Source organism: Pseudomonas triticifolii (genome assembly GCF_014358015.1).
Lineage (GTDB): Bacteria > Pseudomonadota > Gammaproteobacteria > Pseudomonadales > Pseudomonadaceae > Aquipseudomonas > Aquipseudomonas triticifolii.
In genome coordinates this window covers 22323-44306 of sequence record NZ_JACONV010000012.1, presented here as the reverse complement: position 1 = coordinate 44306, position 21984 = coordinate 22323, and the positions used below count along the sequence as shown (strand labels likewise).

At 59.0% G+C, this 21984-nt stretch carries 16 protein-coding genes; 8 read left to right on the top strand and 8 right to left on the bottom strand.

Annotation, left to right across the window (positions count from 1 at the left end; genetic code table 11):
• Positions 1–24: 24 nt before the first annotated feature.
• The gene (locus H8S56_RS16165; RefSeq protein WP_024694819.1) at positions 25–1209 is read right to left on the bottom strand and encodes an HlyD family secretion protein; all 1185 of its coding nucleotides are present in this window, start codon (positions 1207–1209) and stop codon (positions 25–27) included.
• Complete coding sequence (locus H8S56_RS16160) at positions 1206–2885, bottom strand: MFS transporter (RefSeq protein ID WP_024687917.1); 1680 nt, start codon at positions 2883–2885, stop codon at positions 1206–1208. Before H8S56_RS16160 ends, H8S56_RS16165 begins: the two co-directional genes overlap by 4 nt.
• 286 nt (positions 2886–3171) lie before the next feature.
• Here H8S56_RS16160 and H8S56_RS16155 point away from each other — a divergent pair, with 286 nt between their 5' ends.
• Positions 3172–4269 (top strand): enoyl-CoA hydratase/isomerase family protein, encoded by a 1098-nt coding sequence (locus H8S56_RS16155; protein WP_187519176.1) that lies wholly within the window; start codon positions 3172–3174, stop codon positions 4267–4269.
• A 3-nt stretch (positions 4270–4272) separates the two neighbouring features.
• Positions 4273–5424, top strand: coding sequence for an acyl-CoA dehydrogenase family protein (locus H8S56_RS16150; RefSeq protein WP_187519175.1), 1152 nt, complete (start codon positions 4273–4275; stop codon positions 5422–5424).
• 62 nt (positions 5425–5486) lie between these two features.
• On the opposite strand, the gene H8S56_RS16145 is transcribed toward H8S56_RS16150, so the two are convergent.
• Together H8S56_RS16145 and H8S56_RS16140 are read right to left on the bottom strand one after the other, a co-directional pair.
• A complete protein-coding gene (locus H8S56_RS16145) occupies positions 5487–10679 on the bottom strand; it encodes a dermonecrotic toxin domain-containing protein (protein ID WP_187519174.1) in 5193 nt (1730 codons plus the stop codon).
• Positions 10680–10828: 149 nt separating this feature from the next.
• Positions 10829–11389: an NADPH-dependent FMN reductase gene (locus tag H8S56_RS16140; protein WP_024694816.1), complete on the bottom strand. Its 561-nt coding sequence runs from the start codon at positions 11387–11389 to the stop codon at positions 10829–10831.
• Between the two features lie 211 nt (positions 11390–11600).
• Here H8S56_RS16140 and H8S56_RS16135 point away from each other — a divergent pair, with 211 nt between their 5' ends.
• The gene (locus H8S56_RS16135) at positions 11601–11816 is read left to right on the top strand and encodes a hypothetical protein (protein ID WP_024687912.1); all 216 of its coding nucleotides are present in this window, start codon (positions 11601–11603) and stop codon (positions 11814–11816) included.
• 37 nt (positions 11817–11853) lie between these two features.
• Here H8S56_RS16135 and H8S56_RS16130 read toward each other — a convergent pair whose 3' ends face one another.
• From H8S56_RS16130 to H8S56_RS16115, 4 genes are all read right to left on the bottom strand, one after another.
• Positions 11854–12411, bottom strand: a complete 558-nt coding sequence (locus tag H8S56_RS16130) for a GNAT family N-acetyltransferase (protein ID WP_024687911.1) — start codon at positions 12409–12411, stop codon at positions 11854–11856.
• 22 nt (positions 12412–12433) lie between these two features.
• Positions 12434–13213 (bottom strand): DNA polymerase III subunit epsilon, encoded by a 780-nt coding sequence (dnaQ, locus tag H8S56_RS16125; RefSeq protein WP_024687910.1) that lies wholly within the window; start codon positions 13211–13213, stop codon positions 12434–12436.
• Between the two features lie 66 nt (positions 13214–13279).
• Positions 13280–13732 (bottom strand): ribonuclease HI, encoded by a 453-nt coding sequence (rnhA, locus tag H8S56_RS16120; protein WP_024687909.1) that lies wholly within the window; start codon positions 13730–13732, stop codon positions 13280–13282.
• 44 nt (positions 13733–13776) lie between these two features.
• Positions 13777–14535, bottom strand: coding sequence for a methyltransferase domain-containing protein (locus tag H8S56_RS16115; RefSeq protein ID WP_024687908.1), 759 nt, complete (start codon positions 14533–14535; stop codon positions 13777–13779).
• An 81-nt stretch (positions 14536–14616) separates the two neighbouring features.
• Between H8S56_RS16115 and gloB the strand changes: the two genes are divergently transcribed.
• The 5 genes from gloB to H8S56_RS16090 all read left to right on the top strand — a co-directional run bounded on the left by gloB (position 14617) and on the right by H8S56_RS16090 (position 21984).
• On the top strand, positions 14617–15396 hold the full coding sequence (gene gloB, locus H8S56_RS16110; RefSeq protein WP_024687907.1) for a hydroxyacylglutathione hydrolase: 780 nt from the start codon (positions 14617–14619) through the stop codon (positions 15394–15396).
• 99 nt (positions 15397–15495) lie between these two features.
• Complete coding sequence (locus H8S56_RS16105) at positions 15496–17088, top strand: LysM peptidoglycan-binding domain-containing protein (RefSeq protein WP_187519173.1); 1593 nt, start codon at positions 15496–15498, stop codon at positions 17086–17088.
• A 138-nt stretch (positions 17089–17226) separates the two neighbouring features.
• Entirely contained in the window at positions 17227–19056 is a 1830-nt protein-coding gene (locus tag H8S56_RS16100; protein WP_024687905.1) for an extracellular solute-binding protein, read from the top strand.
• Positions 19053–20909 (top strand): extracellular solute-binding protein, encoded by a 1857-nt coding sequence (locus H8S56_RS16095; RefSeq protein ID WP_024687904.1) that lies wholly within the window; start codon positions 19053–19055, stop codon positions 20907–20909. Before H8S56_RS16100 ends, H8S56_RS16095 begins: the two co-directional genes overlap by 4 nt.
• A gap of 1 nt (position 20910) precedes the next feature.
• Positions 20911–21984 carry a microcin C ABC transporter permease YejB gene (locus tag H8S56_RS16090; protein WP_024687903.1) on the top strand — a complete coding sequence of 358 codons (1074 nt, stop codon included), beginning with the start codon at positions 20911–20913 and terminating at the stop codon, positions 21982–21984.

Sequence of the window (21984 nt, the reverse complement as noted above, 5' to 3'; positions counted from 1 at the left end):
TCCCACCGGTCCGCCTGATAACCGCTAAGGCACCGTCGGATCAGGCGGCACGTCGCCGTCAGTGCTGGTGTCGATGCTCACCACCACCGACATCCCCGGCCGCAGTCGCTCAAGCATTGGCTGGTCATCGTCAACCACAATGCGCACCGGAATTCGTTGGGAAATCTTCACGAAGTTGCCCGTGGCGTTGTCGGCTGGCAACAGGCTGAATTCCGAGCCTGTCGCAGGCGAGATGCGTTGTACCCGGCCGTGCATTCTGTGATTGTCCAGCGCATCGACGGTAAAGCTGACTGATTGCCCCAGGCGCACATCGGCCATCTGGGTTTCCTTGAGGTTGGCAATGATCCAGCGCCGCTCAGGCACCAGCGCCATCAACTGCGCCCCGGAATTGACGTACGCCCCCAGACGCACGCCGATCTGCCCCAACTGCCCGTCGCGGGGTGCCACGATGCGGGTGTTGTCCAGGTCGATCCGCGCCAATTGAATCGCGGCCTCGGCGTTGGCGACCGAAGCCTGCAGTGAACCCCGGTTGACGATCACCGTTTGCAGGTCTTCGCGAGCGATCTGCAAGGTTGCCTTGGCTTCGGCAACCGCAGCATTTGCCTGTGCATCCGCGGCACGGGTTACATCCAGCTCACTCTTGGACACTGACCCATCGGTGACCAGCGCCTGATTGCGCCGCAGGTCGGCGGCACTCTTGCGACTTTGCGCGATGGTGTTCTGCAACTGCGCCTCACGCTGGGCAATAGTCGCCTCGGCGCTATGGCGTTGTTGCAGGTTGTTGGCCAACGAGGCCTTTTGCACGTTCAGTTGGGCCAGTGCCTGATCCAGACGCTGTCGGTAGATACGATCATCCAGCCGCACCAGCAGGTCACCCGCTTTGACGAACTGGAAGTCCTGCACCGGCACCTCGTACACATAGCCGCTCAGTTGCGGCCCGATCAACGTGGTCTGGCCACGGACCTGTGCGTTTTCGGTGCTCTGGATCGGGCTGGTGAACGGTGGCAACTGCCATGCGTACAGCACCACCAGCACACCGGCCAGCGCCACCGCACCAAACAGTACCGAGGAGATCACGCGTTTGCGCCTTGAACTGGGCCGGGTGGTGACCGGAGACTTCAGCGGTGCGGGAGCCGGCCCGTCGGTGCGCTTCACGGTTTCGCTGCGCTCGGCATCAGGAGTTGGGGTTGGAGTGCTCGATTCGGTCATGAAGATTGAACGCCGGTCGGTGATACGGAAGGCGCAGCAGTGGGTGTAACAGGGGCCAGCGCCTGAGGTTGAGTGGTCATTTTCAGCCAGATGACCCGGAACGAAATCCAGACCATGGTCAGTACGGCAATCAGCGCGATCAACATGAACACGTCGTTGTACGCCAGCACATTCGCTTCTCGCGTGGCCGCCGTGGCCATGGCACGAATGCCCTGCGCATTGCGCTGGGCCGGATCGGCGATCACCGAAGCGTAACTGGCGCTGTAGCTTTGCAGGCGCGACTGCACCAACGGGTTGATCAGCGTCAGGTGTTCGACGATGTGGCTGGAGTGAAACTTCTCGCGCACGATCTGAAACGTGCCCAGCGCAGCAGACCCGATCAGGCCGCCAATGTTCTGGGTGATCCCGAACAGAACCGAAAAGCTCACCATGTTGCGCGGGTTGGCCAGCACACCACTGATACCCAGCACCAGCGTTGGTCCCAGGAAAAAAGTGCCGCCGAAGGCCAGCAGAAACTGGCTGATATACATGTTCGACTGGCGGGTCAGGTTGGTCGAATGACTGTCCATCCATGCCCCGACCGCCATCATGGCCAGCGAGATCAGCAAAGGTTTGATCAAGTGCGCAGGGTTGATCGTCAAGGCACTGACCGCAAGCCCGGCGACGCTGCCCAACAGCATCACCAGATAAAGCGTGTGCAGTTGCTGACTGCCCATGTTCAGAGCCTGGAGAAAACCGACAGCGCCCACGGACTGCTCGGACAACACAATGCGAAACAGAATCACCGCCAACGCCAATCGCAATATCGAGCCACTGCCCAGCCAGCGGGTGATCAGCAACGGGTTGCTGCGGTTGTGCTCGATGGCTAACCCTGCGCAGATCAGCGCAATGGACGCTGCCGACGCAATGCCGATCCACGGCGCTTCAAACCACCACTCGATGCGTCCCAGCGACAGCACAGCGCACAGTAACGCGAAACCTGTGGCGAGCAGGCCGAAGGTCAGGAAGTCGAGTTTTTCGAACGCTTTGAAACGATCGCCCGGCGGCAGCTTGAGCATCAGTACGCAACCCAGCGACAGCAGCGCCATGCCCAGTTCGAACAGGTAAAGGCCGCGCCATTGGGCAATCTGCAGCAGGTCTTCAGAGACCAGCCGCGCCAGCGGTGTAGCCAGTTGCGCAGTGCCCAGGCCGAGCACCAATGCCTTCATCCGCCACTTCTGCGGGAAGGCCTGGATCATGTAGTACAGACCCAGCGTACTAAGGGCCGCGCCGACCATGCCGTGGGCTGCCCGCACGGCGATGGCCGAATCAATGTCATTGACGAATAAGTGCGCGAGCGTCACCAACGCGTACAGCACCAGAAACAGCTCGGTAAACGCCCGCAGGCCGAACTGCTGGCGAAACTTCACCAGCAGCAGGTTCATCGACACGTTGGTCATGATGTACGCGGCCGGCAGCCAGGCGATGTCCTGTGACGTCGCGCCCAATGCGCCCTGCAAGTACGGCAGATTGGCAATCACCAGGGCGTTACCCAGCCCGCCTGTGAGCGCCACGATCACACCGACCAGCGCGAAAGCCCAGCGCCGGGCGTTGGAATGCAAAGGCGTCGAAGGCGAGCCCGGCATGGTGGGACGTTCGTGAGGTGCCCATTCGCGCGGGGCGTATTTATCGCTCATGAAAAGTCAGTCATAAAAGGCGGTTCATGGGGCTCATTTTCGAAGGGCGAGAGAAATTCCCTTGTGTGACATTAACGGCAGCCAGAATACTCATGAACGCCTTGATGATTCGCGTCAGAGCATGTGGCATTAAAGCTTATTACGGGCACGACAGGCTTAAATGATGGCCATTTGAAACCTTGCTCTATGCTTAAACGCAGTTTTGCTTTGCACATTTGCACTGCTAGGATCTGCTGCGGCGCCAGGTACAGACTAGAAGAAAGCGAAAACGAACAAGGAGTTCAGAATGAGTTCACAGGTTTCATCCGCCCTGTCGGTCCAGCGACCTGCCAACCGGGGTGCGATTCTGATCGAAATACGCAATCACATCGGTCACCTGACGCTCAATCGTCCCGCCGGGCTCAACGCCCTCGATCTGGGGATGGTGCGCACGCTCAAACATCAGCTGGACGCCTGGGCCGAGGACGAGAACGTTTACGCCGTGGTGCTGCGCGGTGCAGGCGACAAGGCCTTCTGCGCAGGCGGTGACATCCGCGCGCTCTATGAAAGCTACCAGAACGGCCTGGACCTGCATGAAGCTTTCTTTGTCGAAGAATACGCCCTGGACCTGACGATTCATGGTTACCGCAAGCCGGTGATGGCGCTGGCCGATGGCCTTGTGCTGGGCGGCGGCATGGGCCTGATTCAAGGGGCCGATCTGCGCGTGGTCACCGAACGCACTCGACTGGGTATGCCGGAAGTGGCAATCGGGTATTTTCCAGATGTCGGCGGCAGCTACTTTCTGTCACGCCTGCCGGGCGAGCTGGGCACATGGCTCGGTGTGACCGGCAGCCAGATCGGCGCGGCCGACGCGTTGTATTGCGGGTTGGCCGACTGGTCGATGAACAGCGAAATGATGCCGCGCCTTGATCACATGCTCGACCACCTGAAATGGAAATCGACGCCGCTCAAAGACCTGCAAGGCGTGATGGCTAAACTCGGCACCCAGCGCCTACCCTGCCCGCCTCTGGAACTGCTGCGCTCCGCCATCGACCATTTTTTCGGCCGGCCCGATATCCCGAGCATCCTTGAGCAACTGCAGGAAGTGGCCATCGGCGATACCCGCCAATGGGCGCTGGACACGGTAAAACGCATGCAAGGTCACTCGCCACTGGCGATGGCCGTGACGCTGGAGATGCTGCGCCGGGGTCGACACCTTTCACTGCACGCCTGCTTCGCGATGGAGCTGCACCTGGACCGCCAGTGGTTCGAGCGCGGTGATCTGATCGAAGGCATACGCGCCCTTATCATCGATAAAGACAAGAAGCCGCGATGGAAACACGACAGCGCAAAGGATATCAGCGCAGCGCACGTCGAACGTTTTTTCAGCGGCCAGGAGACTTGACTCATGCACGACCTGGAATTGAGCGAAGAGCAGATCATGATTCGCGACATGGCACGCGACTTTGCACGCAACGAAATCGCTCCCCACGCACAGGCCTGGGAAAAGGCCGGCTGGATCGACGACGCGCTGGTCGGCAAGCTCGGTGAGCTGGGCTTGCTCGGCATGGTGGTGCCCGAGCAATGGGGCGGCACTTACATCGATTACGTTGCCTACGCCCTCGCGGTCGAAGAAGTTTCAGCGGCCGATGCCGCCACCGGCACGCTGATGAGCGTCCACAGCTCGGTGGGCTGCGGACCCATTCTCAACTATGGCAGCGATGAACAGAAACACACCTGGCTGGAAAAACTCGCCACCGGCCAGGCCATCGGCTGCTTCTGCCTGACCGAACCCCACGCAGGCTCCGAAGCGCATAACCTGCGCACCCGCGCCGAGTTGCAAGGCGATGAATGGGTCATCAATGGTGCCAAACAGTTCGTCAGCAATGGCAAGCGGGCAAAACTGGCGATCGTGTTTGCCGTGACCGATCCAGAACTGGGCAAGAAAGGCCTGTCGGCGTTTCTGGTGCCCACCGAAAACCCGGGCTTCGTGGTGGACCGCAGCGAACACAAGATGGGCATCCGCGCCTCGGATACCTGCGCGGTCACCCTCAACAACTGCCGCATTCCGGCTGCCAACCTGCTGGGCGAGCGCGGCAAGGGCCTGGCCATCGCGCTGTCCAACCTGGAAGGCGGCCGTATCGGTATCGCCGCCCAGGCGCTGGGCATCGCCCGTGCAGCGTTCGAAGCCGCGCTGGCCTACGCCCGTGAGCGCGTGCAGTTCGACAAGCCGATCATCGAACACCAGAGCATCGCCAACCTGCTGGCCGACATGCACACGCGCATCAACGCCACCCGTTTGCTGATCCTGCACGCTGCACGTCTGCGCAGTGCTGGCCAGCCGTGTCTGTCAGAGGCCTCACAGGCCAAGCTGTTCGCGTCGGAAATGGCCGAGTGGGTGTGCTCCAAAGCGATACAGATTCATGGTGGCTACGGTTATCTGGAAGACTACCCGGTAGAGCGATACTACCGGGACGCCCGTATCACCCAGATCTACGAAGGCTCCAGCGAGATCCAGCGCCTGTTGATCGCACGCGAGCTGCGCCACTATCTGGTCTGAGGAGCGGTCCCTGGTGCAAATGCCCCAGGGCCCCATCAGCCGATGCCGAGCGGCCCCACGGCCTAGCCCACCAGCCGCTCGCGCCCCAGCAAAGTCACCAGCAAAGCGACAGTGTCGGCATTGGCGAGCATGATGTCAGTGCGTTTCTGGACATCGTTGTAGAACACATCACGCGCCTCATCCAGCGTCGCTTTGCCGGCAAGACGCAATATCGTTTTCTTCCCTTTACCGTCAGAGTTCCTCAAATCCCGCCAGCGATTGTTGTCCAGTTGCTTGAACAACTGACTGCGGTCCGTCTGGTACGAAAGCGTCTTCTGCTGAAGCGCGAGTTGCGCGTTCTTCAACCTCAATCGATAGCCTGCGGTATCCTCCAGAAGATCGGCAAAGGGGGCCTGAGCATCGACGTAAGCCAGGTCTTCCGTCTTGAGGGTCAGGTGAGACAATTCGTGAATCAGAATCGCGGCACGGTAATGCGCGCCGTAATGGAACTGTCCCGAACGCATGGCGCTGACCTTGAATCGGTAGCTCGGCAACCGGAAAAACTGCTCGGTCAGAAAAACCCTTTTCAACGGGTCCTTAATAAAGATGAAGGCTGCGGAGTCGTGCCCGATCCTGTTGACCCCGATCACATAACGCGTTGAATCGACAGGCGATAGCGTAGGGTCCATCAACGCGCCATAGATCTGTGTGACGACATGCTTCACAACCTCGCACATCCGTTCATCGGGCTCGTTTTCGTCAAAAAAGTCGGCAAGAACCTGTTTGACCCGCGGCGCCATCGAACCGTCAGGTAGTTTCAGGCAAAGGTTGTCCAGACAGTTCTCCAGGTAACGTTGAGCCTGGGTGTGACCCTCTTCAATCGCCTGCGCCATTCCCCGGAATGTGCGGCGGATCTCCAGCATTCCCTCGCAGTCGAACGACATGACATCCTCCGCACCGGACTCGACGAGACTGCTTTTGACACGTGTCAGCAGTGCTCCTCCCCCCTTGAGCCCGCCATGAAGATCCAGTTTCCAGCGCTGCTCCTCATCCAGCACAACCGGTGGACCTACCCTGTCGCCAGCCACAATGAACCATCCATCCAGGTCCGACTTCAGCTCGTAGACCCTGCCATTGATGGCCGCATACTTCTTCCCGCTGACGGGGTCATTGTAGGTACTGAACAGATCATCCTTGCGCAGCGTATTGAGCGACACCCCTCGGATCTCGAACTGGCGCAGGCGGATCAGAATCTCCTGTGTCAGTGAGTTGTTCGACCAGGAGAACCGCGGAAAAACCTTGGCTTCGGGAGGATCTTGCGGCGCCTCAAGGATCTCTTCGTCCAACGAGACCTCCACCTCACCCAGGTCCGCGCCTCCTGCCTCCTGCGCACCCATGCCCGAGGAAATCACCATGCTAAGGGCAGCCATAAACTCGGCAATTGCCTTGCCCCACTGCCGCTCACCGGCAGAAATGGCGGAAAGGTTCAGCAGGTCCTGACTTTGCCAGATGCCCACCAACGCCCCCAAACGGCCTGGTAATAAAGCCATAGTCTGTTCGGCGACCAGACCGAAGAGATAGCGCGAGGCGGTACTTTTCAACTCCGCGCTGGTCACACTGTGCTGCTTCACCTGCTGCTTGAGTGCCTGCATTGTGCCGTTGAACAACAGGTCGAGTACGTTGCCTTCATAGGGCTCAATGGACAACGTGACTGGCTTTGGACGTTCGAAGGGCATATCGAAGTCGGACTCCACGCTGAACGGCAAGTGCGGTTCCATGAAACCGCCATGGTCATAAAGCTTGCGTTCTGCAGGATCGATGCAATCGAGAATCAGCGCCTGAAGATACTCAGACGTGTGGATATCCTTTAACAGCGCAGCCTCATCAGCGTACTCCTTGAACGCAAAATCGTCATGAAACGGCGCATAGAACACCCATGGCCCTGCCTTGCCTCGTTCCGGGCCAATGATATAGGCATTGATGACAGTGGTCGGTGCCCAGCCCTCGCTGGCAGGCAGAAGACGCAGTGGGCTCAATACGACCTTGCGCCCTGCAACAGGCAGTCGGGCGATCCCGTCGGGCATGTCCATGATCGCTTCAATAAAGTAAAAAGCGTCGTCGGACAGCTCCTTTTTCAGCTTCGCCGTGAACGCTCTCAAGAGGCCGGTGGCTGGCAGTTGCTCGGCAAACAATTTCTGTCGCTGCGCATAGGCTGGGTCATCCTTGGCCATAATGCTCTCCGTCAGACTCCGGTAGCCTTGGGCCACATTGAGTGAATCGACCATTTCCCGAACGTAAGCCACCGTCAGCGGGCCTGCCAGTGGAGTACCATCTTTTGCCGCGAGCGAAATGACGCCGTCCTGACGGGACATGAATCGATTGACGGCAAATTCACAGAGCGTCTGACTGACGCGCTCCGTTGCAGCCGGGATGGCAGAAGGCACTTCGCCGATGGTGGCAAAGCCGGAAACATAATGTGTCAGCGTAACCATGACGTCTTCCGGATCAAGCGTCTGCCCCGGAAAGTCGCGTGCAAGCCTGTTTGTCAATTGCTGACGTGAGTAGTCATAGAGGCTGGGGAGACCGAAGAGGAAATCCTTTTGTGCAATGCACGCTACGTAGAAGTGCTGCAGAATGTTGACCAAAATGATCTGCTCGGTAGGCGACGCGGTGCTTACCCACTCTGGCAAGGCGGTTTTGTTAATGACGTGTTGAATGATCATGCCCAGGCGGTTGAGCACCTGACGACTGGCATCCCTGGACTCGACAGCGCTCATCAGGTGACGAAACAGGCTGGCGCTCAGCTCTCGCTTGAGGGCCTTTTGATAGAGACATGTTGCAGTCTGCTGCTGCCGCTTGATCTCGTGCGCCTGCAAGGCCGCGATGAAATGTCCCTGCGCAGGGTGCAGCTCGATCTCGACAGAGGGTACGCCCTCCTGTCGAAGGAGAGTGGTCACAGCCTCCCTGTCCGGCTCCGATAGGGCGTTCACCACGTGAGCACGTGGATCGATCATCTGCCGGGAAAGCCAGTTTTTCATGTCCTGCAAGGCACCGAAGCGTCTCAATCCGGAGCCCGACAGCCACAGCACCACGCTCCCGATGTGCTTGGGCTTACTCAGCACGAACGCATTGGGAACCGCAATGGCTTGCTTGAGGCCCGTCCAGCGAACGGACATGGTATACGGATCGACGCGCTCATCACCCAGACTGTCTCTGAGTGCAGGCAAAGGTCTGTCAAGCACCTGCTGGACACTTTGGAGCGCCTCATCATCAAGACCACCGATACGCTTCTGGATAATCACCTCAAGGCGCAGGGCATACTCGCGAATAAGCCCGGTTGAAGCGCCGGGATGCACGCACGTGTCCAGATAACGTACCTGACGTGCGTAGAAGCCACTGATCTGTCGCTCGAAGCGCTGCGTAAAATCCATCAGTACGCAGTCAACCATTTCCTCCAGCAGCGTCATGGGCAGGCGCTGGTCCAGAGAGTCACCCGCCAGCGCGGACTCGCCACGCATCACCATCGCGTCGGTGAAGTCAACTTCGACATCGCCACACACTCGACCAAGCACCCACGACAGCAACGGAACCGCCTGCACAGCGCCGTCCGTTGAAGCGATCCAGAGCGTGCGGGCATCAAGGCCGGACTCGCCGAGCAGCATCAGGTAACGGTTCAGTTCGTTGCGCATGCATCCGTCCAAACCAGGGTGCAGCAGCGAAACCCGCCCGAGCAGAAACTCCATCTTTTGCAGCTTACCGGCCCAGGTCCCGTAAGCTTCCGGCGCTAAGTACGGTACGACAACGGGCGATCCCCATGCGCCGTTGAAGTCTGTCCGACCGGCGCGCCAACGGCCCAGGTCATGCAGCCCCAGTAGCCGGACATCCAGCAAAACCCTGATATCCAGCGCATCATCAAGCCGTACCGGGGTTTTTTCATAGCCGATTGGCGAAAGTGCGCACGCATGACGCAAACTCCGCTGCTGCAACGCAATGACCGAATCCAGGTACTGATCCAAGAGCGGCCCGGTGAACGAGTTGGCAAACAGCTCGATCCGCCCACTGGCACGCAGCAAAGGATGATCGTTCAACGACGAATACTGCAGAAGATCGGACCGACCCTGTGCGCTGGAAAAAAGGGTGCCGATACCGTCGAGGTCGTCAAAACGGCGGAACCCGTTCAGGCACGAATACAGATAAAGCCCCTCGGGCCTGCCGGATTCGAAATTGATCGCGAACAGCCCGATCAGCTTGACCGGCTCCTGCCCACCGACCGCGGCCGACAAGCGCCGAACCCTTGTCTTTCGTGACTCAGGCGACACGCCGGACGCCAGCAGCAGTGTGCGCAGCCCTTGAAACTGCTCCTCGGTGAGCAAGCCATCATTGCGCCCTGCCAACAGGTGATGACGCAAAGTCTCCGCCAGCGCCCGAGCGCAGAACTCGCGAACACTCACCCCGTCACTGCGCCTGGACGACCAGTAATCCATCAGCGACCGTTCATAGTAAGCGCCCATCTCGGCCACTGCATCCGACACCGCCTGAGCACAGGTGCCTGACTGTTTTTGCGAAAGTATTGCTCCGGAGGCATCCAGGTACTGCCGCTTTATGCTGGCGGGTAACGCCTGATAGACATACTCGTCCACCGCGACATTGACCAGGCTGTCGGTCCCGACGACGTTGGTATCCGACACATCTGTATTAATGAGCTGTACAGGATGATTGAAGACGTCGAAACGCAGCGCAGCATCCTGCGCCTGAAGCTTATCGATCAGGGCCCGTCCAAGTGCCGTGCGCAGCTCTGGTAACTCATGCAACAGCTCCCAGATCTGCTCCAGATGCTTTGCCTGATGAACAATGATCAGCCGTGTGCGGGCAGGAAAAATCGGGCCGTCTACCTGCTGGGTATCGATTTCTATGGACGGGTCTTTGATTTCATCAAACCGCGCTCTCAATGCAAGAAGCAAAGACAGACGGTTATCGAATCGTTCGATCCCTGACAACAAGGTGCTCAGCAATACCGGTGCCTCACTGTTGTCCGGATCGCTGATCATCAGTGCGGTCGCCAGCTCGCCACCCGTCTGTGCACCGTCGTCCCGGACAAACCGGTCGACCCTGGGGCGAACGGGAGCCTCCTGCGTTTCATTCCCTTCGCGGGTCAATATGCCCAGCCACTGGCCCTGCTCGGCACTGATACGAGATTCGCTGACGGCCTGCTGAACGTCCTGGGTGAAACGAGCGCTGAGCGACTCGCTGGAAAAATAGGGAGGTAATGCTGACATGTGCGGTTTCCTTCGGATGACACCTCGCCCCCAGCAGCACTGCAGGGGCGAGGTCAAAAGGAAACAGCTTATTCAGCGGGGAAAAATGGCTGCGTTAGATAAAGCAATCGATTGAAAAACGGCAGCAGCTCCTGATCGATTCACTGGGCTTAAGCCTTAGCGTTCTTGTCGACCCAGGCCGCGAAAGCGTCGATGAAGGTCTGCAGAAACGGGCGGGTCTTGTCGGAGAGCGTCCCGGCTTCATCGAAGAAAGTCCCGGCATTGCCAAGGTAGGACTCCGGTTGCTGAAGACAAGGCACGTCGAGGAATACCAGCGACTGGCGAAGATGATGGTTTGCGCCAAACCCGCCAATGGCGCCGGGAGACGCACTGATCACCGCGCCCGGTTTACCGCTGAACGCACTCTTGCCATAGGGACGCGACCCCACATCGATTGCGTTCTTCAAGGCACCCGGCACCGAACGGTTATACTCCGGCGTCACGAAGAGAAAGCCATCGGCCACAGCGAGCTGCTCGCGAAAGGCCGTGTAGGCTGGCGGGGGCGACTCACCATCAATGTCTTCGTTGTACAACGGCAGATCGCCGATCTCGACGATGTTCAGCTTCAACGTATCGGGAGCGAGCCCTGCGAGGGCCAGCGCGATTTTGCGGTTGATGGACTCTTTTCGCAGACTGCCAACCAATACAGCGATGGAGTGGACCTGGCTCATGAAAATATCCGTTATCTGATTCAAGGAAGGGTTAGGTATAGATCACGTACCGGTCTTAGACGGACCGAATACGCTTTTATTCGATTGCGCCCGGACACATGTACTGACTATTTTTTTGCGACCGGTAAACTCCCCTATAAATCAGTGGTCTACACCCCTCGATGAATTCGTAAACCAGCGGTTATCTTCAGCTTCAGAGGTTTCAAAGCAAATGGCTTCAGTTCTCGTCGGACAATTTCATGCCAGGGATGCGGAAGGCCGTATCTATCCCGTGCATGAATTCCATGAATCACAGCCCGATGAGGCGCAGGGAAATCAGCCTGTGGTCACTTATCGACTGGCTATCGGCGATCGGGTCAAGCATTTGGGCGGAGACGATTTCGAGCTGGTGCAGTCCGGCGTGAAGATCACCCGCCTTGCGAAGTAAGTAGCCAGTTGCCCGACGCCTGGTTCATGCCCATGAATCAGGGCTTGGGGAAGATCAGATACCAGAAGATCGCCGATTCGCGGGTTTGCGGATCAATGCCTCGATAACGCATGTGATCTACCCCGCCCACCACGAACCCACAGCGCTCATACAACCTGCAGGCTGCCAGATTGTTGTTCTGGGTTTCCAGCATGATGCCGGGCAGGTTGCGCTTGCGACTCCAGAACCCGGCAACATCGAGCAGCGAACGCGCGACACCGTGCCTGCGTGCCGACTCATCCACTGCCAGTTCGTCCACATAGGCATAGCCGCTCCAGTGGATACTGAGCACCATATGACCGACTGCACGTTCGTCCAGCCAGGCGACCAGCACCGAGCTGCCGGGAGAATCGCGGTAATGACTGAATTCCTGTGAATCGATGCCGTAGTTCTTGCGGTAGGGCTCGACCGGGTCAACGGGCCACGACTCCACGCTCTCCCCCACCTTCGGCGTTGCGTAACCGCGAACGGTAAATGTGAATTCGCTATTGAGGATGTAGTCTTCGAAGCACTCGTCCGCGATGCGGATGCTAAGAGCCGGATTTGCCACAGTCATGTCACCACTTTGCGGATTACTGTCAGGAAGAAGCCTGGGCCTGAGCCTCCAGCAATTGCACCCACAGCGCAGGCGCGCCGGATGCCTTGGCGATCGTTGACATACGTACTTCGTGCTCGGCCAGTTCACTTTCGCTGGCATGGATTACGCGGCAAGGCGTGCGATCAGCAGGCAAACGGCGAATTTCACTGCCACGATTGTTAGAACCGCCATCCGAACCGTTGCCGTCGGAGGCATTGCCCGCCAGCGACAGACTGGTCTGCCCGCCGGTCATCGCCAGATAGACGTCAGCCAGAATCTCGGAGTCGAGCAAGGCACCGTGCAACTCACGACCTGAGTTGTCGACGCCATAGCGCTTGCAGAGTGCATCGAGGCTGTTGCGCTGCCCCGGATGCCGCTCGCGGGCCATCATCAGGGTATCGAGCACCGAACAGTGCTGCGTGATGTCGGTCCTGTCCCGGGCACCCATCAAGGCGAATTCGTTGTTGATGAAACCAACGTCGAATGCCGCGTTGTGGATGATCAGTTGAGCGCCCTTGATGAACTCGAAGAATTCATCGGCGACCTCGGCAAAACGCGGTTTGCCGACCAGAAACTCGTTGGTGATACCGTGAACGCCGATCGCGCCCTCATCACTCTCGCGGTCGGGTTGCAGGTAAACGTGAAAATGCCGCCCGGTCAGGCGACGACCGATCAGCTCGACGCAACCGATCTCGATGATGCGGTGCCCGTCGGTCACCGGCATGCCCGTGGTTTCGGTATCGAGTACGATCGATCTGTTGTCTGTGTTTTGCAATGCCATGAACTGCTGCCTCATTTACAGGCCGCGATATTACCACGCCGCGGCCGCTGCCAGCCTGCCGACAGGCTAGCCGTGCTTGATACCACGTACCTCATCGACGCCGCGATTGGCCAACTGGTCGGCACGCTCGTTACCGGGATGGCCTATATGACCGCGCACCCACTGCCACTTCACGGTATGCCGACTGACCTGCTCGTCCAGTAGCTGCCAGAGGTCGGCATTCTTGACCGGTTCCTTGGCCGCCGTCTTCCAGCCGCGCTTTTTCCAGTTCACCATCCACTCGGTGATACCTTTCATCACGTATTGCGAGTCGGTGACCAACGTCACTTCACATGGGCGCTTGAGTTCTTCAAGGCCGCGGATGGCGCCTGTCAGCTCCATACGGTTATTGGTGGTGTTGGCTTCGCCGCCCCACAGCTCTTTTTCGACGCCCTTGCAGACCAGCAATGCGCCCCAGCCGCCGGGGCCGGGGTTGCCCTTGCAGGCGCCGTCAGTGAAGAGTTCAACGCTATCGCTCATTACAACCTTTCCAGAATGATGGGCTTGTTCGGCATGAGCAGAAATCAGGTGTCCTGAGTGGTACGACTGACCTTGGCCATAGGCAGCGGAATAAGCTTGCCCATTGGTTCGCGTCGCACCTGGCGCAATGGCCTGAGGCCAACCACCAGCTTGCGCGCCACCAGCAGATAAAAGCCGCCACCGGGACTTTGACGCCCCTCACCCAGGCTTTCCAGCCCTATCAGCCGTGACTGCCATGCCGCCGAAGCGAGGGGCGGACGATAGCACCCGAAGCGGCGTTTCTCCAGCGCGAAGCCCAGCAGGTTGAGCCAGTCGGCGACGCGCGAAGGCGAGATGCAGCGTGCCTTGCGCAACGCATCGCGGGCGAAGACATGGCGCACGCCCCAGGCGCTCCAGGGATTGATGCCGATGATCAGCAAGTGCCCACCCGGCCGCACGCTGCTGGCCGCTTCACGCAGCAGGCCATGGGGCGAAAGGCAGAAATCCAGACCGTGTTGCAGTACCACCACGTCAGCGGCGTGTTCGCTCAATGGCCAGGCCTGTTCTTCACAGACGATTTCCACACCTGGCAATGGCGCACCCAACCGGACGTTGCGCTGCACTTGCTGCGCCACGGGAGGGCTTTCTGCCGACGGCCCGTAATGCACCAGATAGCCACCAAAATACCGGCCGAGTTCGTCTTCCAGAACACGGCGCTCCTCATCGAGCAAAAGCTGGCCCAACGGGCCGGACAGCCACTGGCGAGCGGCGCGGATCAACGCAAGCCATTCAGGATCGGCCTGAGCGAACGCTTCATCGGTCATGAGTTCTCCTCCAGAGGTGCTCGCATACCACGGCAACAGACTCTAAGATGCACCATTGTTCTCCGCGATGCGAACTGCGCCATGATACAGATCCACGCCCTGCCCGCTTTCAATGACAACTACATCTGGTTGTTACAAGACCTTTCGACCCAATGCTGCGCCGTGGTCGATCCGGGAGACGCAGCGCCCGTGCTGCGCTGGCTGGAACGTCATCCCGATCATCGCCTCACCGACATTCTGATTACTCACCATCACAATGATCATGTGGGCGGTGTCGTCGAACTCAAGCAGGCCACCGGAGCACGGGTTCTGGGCCCGAAAGCGGAAAACATCCCAGGCCGCGACGTCGCGCTGGTCGATCACGACCGGTTCACGGTTCTGGGCCTGGACTTTTCGGTTCACGCAGTACCCGGCCACACCCTGGGCCATATCGCCTTCTATCATGATGACGCCTCCGTTCCACTGCTGTTCAGTGGCGACACCCTGTTCGCGGCAGGCTGCGGCAGACTGTTCGAAGGTACGCCCGACCAGATGCACGCCTCCCTAAGTCGTCTGGCTGCTTTGCCGGACAACACGCAGGTCTACTGTGCGCATGAATACACCCTGAGCAACCTGCGGTTTGCCCAGGCCGTCGAGCCGGACAACCAGGACATTGCCGAGCGACTGGCTCAAGTGATTCAACTGCGAGACGAAAACCGCATCACCCTGCCTTCCAATCTAGCCCTGGAAAAACGCACCAACCCGTTCCTTCGCACTCATGAAACATCCGTTAAAGAAAAAGCGGACGAACGGAGCGGACAGCAAAACGCCTCGCAGAGTGAGGTTTTTGCCAGCCTGAGGGCATGGAAGGACAGGTTCTGAGGTGACCTTAAAATTGCAATAAAATTCTGAAAGGTTGACCAGCGGCAGGCTGCTTTCTAGAATCGCCCGACATTTTCGCCTGGATGTACCCCCCGAACAATGTCGTCATCTATAAGCAAGCCTGTAAATTCGGACGCATTGACTCGGTTGGCCCAAGCCATCGCCGTAGCCGCGAGCGCGATACTGGCAGGTTGCCAGACCTCCGCCCAGATCGACCCGGCCAGCAGTCACCGTGCGCCAAACCTGGCAGCCGGCATCAAGCAGAAACCCATTTTCCTGACTCATAAATCTGTCACGCCCCAGGCACCGCCGCAGGATGTCTGGGAGCGCATGCGCCAAGGCTTTCAGCTGCAACAGGGCAACGATCAAAACCCTCGCATCGACCAGCAGCGCCTGTGGTTCGCCAACAACCCTTCCTTTCTGGAAAACGCTGGCGAGCGCGGCAGCCTCTATATGCACTACATCGTCGAGCGCCTCGAAGAGCGCAACATGCCGCTGGAGCTGGCCCTGCTCCCGGTGATCGAAAGCGCCTACAACCCGATGGCCGTCTCGCGCAGCCAGGCCGTGGGCCTCTGGCAGTTCATTCCCTCAACCGGCCGCTATTTCAATCTGCGCCAGACCAATTTCTACGACGGGCGTCGTGATATTCAGGCATCTACCGTGGCCGCGCTGGATTACCTGACGCGCCTGCACGACATGTTCAACGGCGACTGGCTGCTGGCACTGGCGGCGTATAACGCAGGCGAAGGCACGGTTAGCCGCGCCATTGAGCGCAACGACAAGCTCAACCTGCCCACCGATTACTGGAACCTGCCATTGCCGCAGGAAACCCGTGACTACGTGCCCAAGCTGCTGGCGCTGTCGCAGGTGGTTCTATCGCCGGAAGCCTATGGCGTCAACCTGAACCCGATCGCCAATGAACCGTATTTTGAAGTCGTCGAGCTCAACAAGCGTGTCGATCTGTCCAAAGTGGCCAGCGCCGCCGACATCGACGAAGACGAACTGATCCAGCTCAACCCGGCTTTCAAGAAACGCCTGACCATCGATGGTCCCCAGCATTTGCTGGTCCCAACATCCAAGGCTCAGTTGCTGACCGCCAGCCTGTCGACCATGAAGCAGGAAGAGCTGGTCGCCTGGCAGCCTTATCGTGTTCGTCGTGGCGATACACTCGAAAGTCTCGCAAGCCGCTACCAGGTCACTGTCAGCTCGCTCAAGGGCAACAACAAGCTGGCCGGCAATCGCTTGAAAGTCGGTCAATCGTTGAGCATTCCAGTCAAGCCGGGGCTGAACACGTCACAGCCGGTGTTCGAATCACTGGCCAGTAGCGAAAAACCTGCTCGCAGCCGCACGTATAAAGTCAGAAACGGCGACAACCTCACCACCATCGCCCAGGCCAACAAGGTCGATGTGGAGGACCTGCAGCGCTGGAACAAGCTGTCCGGCAAGAAGCTCAAGATCGGCCAGACCCTGGTCATGCAGGACAACAGTAAAGCCGCCAGCAAGACCGTCGCCAGTGCCAGCAGCAAGGACGGCGACAAGAAGCCCATGCAGTACAAGATCCAGAAAGGTGACTCGATGTACCTGGTCGCCAAGCGCTTTAACGTCGAGATGCAACATCTCAAGCGCTGGAATCCGCGTTCGGGCCAGGCACTCAAGCCGGGCCAGACCCTGACGGTCTACCTGCCGCATTGACAAGAGCCGGCCGCGTGCCCGGCGAACGTCACATAGAGCCTGCCCATGCGCTGCATTGGCAGGCTTCCCTTTCCAGTCTTTTTCCTGTCGGGACAAGCTGTTACTGTTAGCGACCCGAAAGCCCAAGTCGCCTGGATCGTGATACGTCCCTTCCTGCTAACCGTCAGTCTGGCCTTGAGCTTCTGCGCCAACGCAGCCATCACCGAAAGTCATGGTTATGCGCAGTTTGGTGTCCTCAAGTACCCGGCCAGTTTTACTCACTTCGACTGGGTCAATCCCGAGGCGCCGAAAGGTGGCACCTTGAGAATGATGGCATTTGGCACGTTCGACACGCTTAACCCCTACACCTTTAAGGGTACAAGCCCGGTATCGACCGGAAATTTCCTGCAATACGGCGTCAACGAGCTGAACGAGACGCTCATGGTCGGCACGGGCCAGTACGACCCGTCCGGTGATGAGCCGACCTCCAGTTACGGCCTGATCGCTCAGTCGGTGGAGTACAGCGAAGACCGTAGCTGGGTGGTATTCAATATCCGACCTCAGGCCCGCTTTCATGATGGCAAGCCGATCACTGCCTATGACGTGGCATTCTCCTACCGCACGCTGCTCAAGGACGGACACCCGCAGTACCGCACCGCTCTGCAGGAAGTGCAGCGTGTCGACATTCTCGACCGGCACCGCATTCGTTTCGTGTTCAAACGGGCCGGCAATCCGCTGCTGATTTTGCGTCTGGGCGAACTGCCCGTGCTGCCGCAGCATTACTGGAAAGACCGCGACTTCAAGGCCACCACCTTCGAACCGCCACTGGGCAGTGGTCCCTATCGCATCACCCGGGTTCAGCCCGGACGCCAACTGGTGTTCGAACGGGTCAAGGATTACTGGGGCAAGGACCTGCCAGTCAACCGCGGCAAATACAATTTCGACCGTGTCGACGTGGAGTTCTACCGCGACAGCGACGTGGCGTTCGAAGCGTTCAAGGCGGGTGAATTCGATATCTACATCGAGCATCAGGCCAAGAACTGGGCCAATGGCTACAACTTTCCCGCCGTCGCCAACGGCAGTGTGATCAAGGCGCAGATACCTCACCGGATCCCGACCCAGACCCAGGGGTTGTTCATGAACACCCGACGCGCAGCCTTCGCCGACGTCCGGGTACGCGAAGCGCTGGGGCTGCTGTTCAACTTCGAATGGACCAACCGTACGCTGTTCAGTGACGCCTATGCACGCTCGACCAGTTACTACCCGAACAGTGAATTTTCCGCGACCGGGCTGCCAACCGGAGCCGAATGGCTGGCGCTAAGCCCCTACCGCGACCAGCTGCCGCCCAGCCTGTTTACTCAGCCGTTCACTGCGTCGAAGACCGATGGTGGCGGCATTCCGCGCGAAACCCTGCGCAGGGCGCTGACTCTGCTGGGCAGTGCGGGCTGGAAGCTGACCGACAAAGGCCTGCTCAACGCCGACAATCAGCCGCTGCGCTTCGAGATCCTGCTGGTCAATCCCGGTCTGGAACGCATCCTGCTGCCCTATATCGAGGACCTGCGACGCCTGGGCATTAACGCAGGCCTGCGCACCGTGGACCGGGCGCAATACAAGCAGCGTCTGGACCGCTTCGACTTCGACATGATTCTCATGACCCTGCAACAGACGCTCAGTCCCGGTCTTGAGCAGTGGCAGTATTTCCATTCGAGCCAGGCCGCGATCAACGGCAGCAAGAATTACGCCGGTGTCGCCAACCCGGTGGTCGACGGTCTGCTCAACAAACTGCTGGCCGCCCAGACTCGTGACGAACAAGTTGCCACTGCAAGGGCACTGGATCGCGTCCTGCTGTCCCAGCATTACAGCATCCCCAACTGGTACCTGAACAATCATCGCCTTGCGTATCGCAATCGATTCGCCATGGTCACCACCCCGCCCTACACCCTGGGGCTGCGCGCGTGGTGGCTCAAGTCTCTGGAGAAGCCCCGATGAACCCTCTGCATTCCCTGCGCCTGCGAACAGCCGCCCTGCTGTTGGCAAGCCTGGCCTGCTCGGTACAGGCTGCGCCTCAGCATGCTGTGACGCTGTACGACGAAGCGCCCAAATACCCGGCTGACTTCAAACATTTCGACTATGTAAATCCGGATGCCCCTAAAGGCGGCACGCTGCGCCAAGCCGGTTTCGGCGGATTTGACAGCCTTAACCCGTTCATCAACAAAGGCGTGCCGGCAGATGACATCGGTCTGATCTATGACACCCTCGCCCGCGGCAGCCTCGACGAACCGCTCAGTGAGTACGGACTGGTCGCAGGCAAGATCGAAAAAGCGCCCGATAACAGCTGGGTGCGCTTTTACCTGCGTCCCGAGGCGCGCTTCCACGACGGTCACCCTATTCGCGCCGAAGACGTGGAGTTCAGCTTCAATACGCTGATGGAGTATGGCTCGCCTATGTACAAAGGCTACTACGCCGATGTCGATCAGGTTGTCGTCGAGGACCCGTTGCGCGTGCTGTTCAGGTTCAAACACAAGGGCAACCGCGAGATGCCCCTGATCCTCGGACAATTGCCGGTATTGCCCAAGCATTTCTGGGCCACTCGCGAATTCGACAAGGGCAGTCTGGATTTCCCGCTGGGCAGCGGCCCCTACAAGGTCGTTGACGTAAAAGCCGGACGCTCGGTGCGCTACGAACGGGTCAAGGACTACTGGGCCAAGGACCTGCCGATCAACAAAGGCTTTTACAACTTCGATGTGCTGACCACCGATTACTACCGCGACAACACCGTGGCGCTGGAAGCGATGAAAGCCGGGCAATTCGATTACTGGCTGGAAACCAGCGCCAAGAACTGGGCCACGGCGTACAACACACCTGCGGTCAAGGCCGGGCGGCTCATCCAGGAAGAACTTCCGAACGGCAACCCCACCGGCATGCAGGGCTTTATCTTCAACCTGCGCAAGCCAGTGTTCCAGGACGCCCGCGTGCGTGAGGCGCTGACTCTGCTACTGGATTTCGAGTGGACCAACAAACAGTTGTTCAACGGCTCTTACAGCCGCACGAAAAGTTACTTCGACAATTCGGAAATGGCCTCCAGCGGCCTGCCTTCGCCAGAAGAACTGAACATTCTGGAGCCTCTGCGCGGCAAGATTCCGGATCGGGTGTTCACCGAAGCCTTCACGTTGCCGGTCACCGATGGCAGCGGCATGATTCGTCCGCAGCAGCGCCGCGCGTTCCAGCTGTTGCAGGAAGCCGGCTGGAAAATCGTCGATGACAAGATGGTCGACACTCAGGGCAAGCCGGTCAAACTGGAGTTCCTGATCGCTCAGACCGAGTTCGAGCGCATCCTGCTGCCTTACAAGCGTAACTTGAGCGACCTGGGTATCGAACTGGTCATCCGCCGTGCCGACGTCTCGCAATACATCAACCGCCTGCGCTCACGTGACTACGACATGATTGTCAGCAGCTTTCCGCAGTCCAGTTCGCCCGGTAACGAGCAGAGGATTTACTTCGACTCGTCCAGCGCCGATAACCCCGGCAGCCGAAACTTCATCGGCCTCAAGGACCCGGCAATCGATACTCTGGTGAACGGTCTGATCAACGCCGACTCACGGAAAAACCTGATCACCTACACCAAGGCACTGGACCGCGTGTTGCTGTGGGGTTTCTATGTTGTTCCCAACTGGCACATCAAGACGTGGCGCGTTGCGTACTGGAACCACCTCGGCCACCCGCAAGCCAAGGCGCTGTCGGACGTCGGCCTGATGACCTGGTGGGTCAAGCCCGACGCCAAACCCGTGGTGCCAGGCCAACCCGCCCCTGACCAGGCCGCCCCGGCGAGCACGGAGCAATAACATGCTGGCTTATATTCTGCGACGGCTGCTGCTGATCATTCCGACCCTGCTCGGCATCCTGATCATCAACTTCATCATCATCCAGGCTGCGCCCGGTGGGCCTGTGGAGCAGATGATCGCCAAGATCGAAGGCTTCGACGGTGCCACCAGCCGCATTGCTGGCGGTGGCGCAGAGGTCTCGGTGGCGGGTTCCAACTACCGGGGCGCTCAAGGACTGGACCCCGCGCTGGTCAAGGAAATCGAGCGCATGTACGGCTTCGACAAGTCCGCGCCCGAACGCCTGTGGATCATGATCAAGAACTACGCCACGCTGGATTTCGGCGACAGCTTCTTCCGTGATGCCAAGGTCATCGACCTGATCGTCGAAAAGATGCCGGTGTCCATTTCCCTCGGGCTGTGGAGCACCCTGATCATGTACCTGGTGTCGATCCCGCTGGGCATCGCCAAGGCCACCCGCCACGGCAGCCACTTCGACGTCTGGACCAGTTCGGCCATCATCGTCGGCTATGCGATACCGGCGTTCCTGTTCGCGATCCTGCTGATCGTGGTGTTTTCCGGCGGCAGCTACTTCAACTGGTTCCCGCTACGCGGGCTGACCTCGAACAACTTCGAGGAACTGAGCACCGCGGGCAAGATACTCGACTACTTCTGGCACCTGGTCCTGCCGGTCACAGCACTGGTGATCGGTAACTTCGCGACCATGACCCTGCTGACCAAGAACAGCTTTCTCGACGAAATCAGCAAACAGTACGTCACCACCGCCAAAGCCAAAGGCCTGAGCAATCACAAGGTGCTTTACGGACATGTGTTCCGCAACGCAATGCTGTTGGTGATTGCCGGTTTCCCGGCCGCGTTCATGGGTATTTTCTTCACCGGTTCCCTGCTGGTGGAAGTGATCTTTTCTCTGGACGGCCTGGGCCTGATGAGCTTTGAAGCGGCCATCAACCGCGATTACCCCGTGGTGTTCGGCACGCTGTTCATATTTACCCTGCTGGGTCTGGTGGTGAAGCTGATCGGCGACATCACCTACACGCTGGTAGACCCGCGCATCGACTTTGAAAGCAGGAAGCATTGA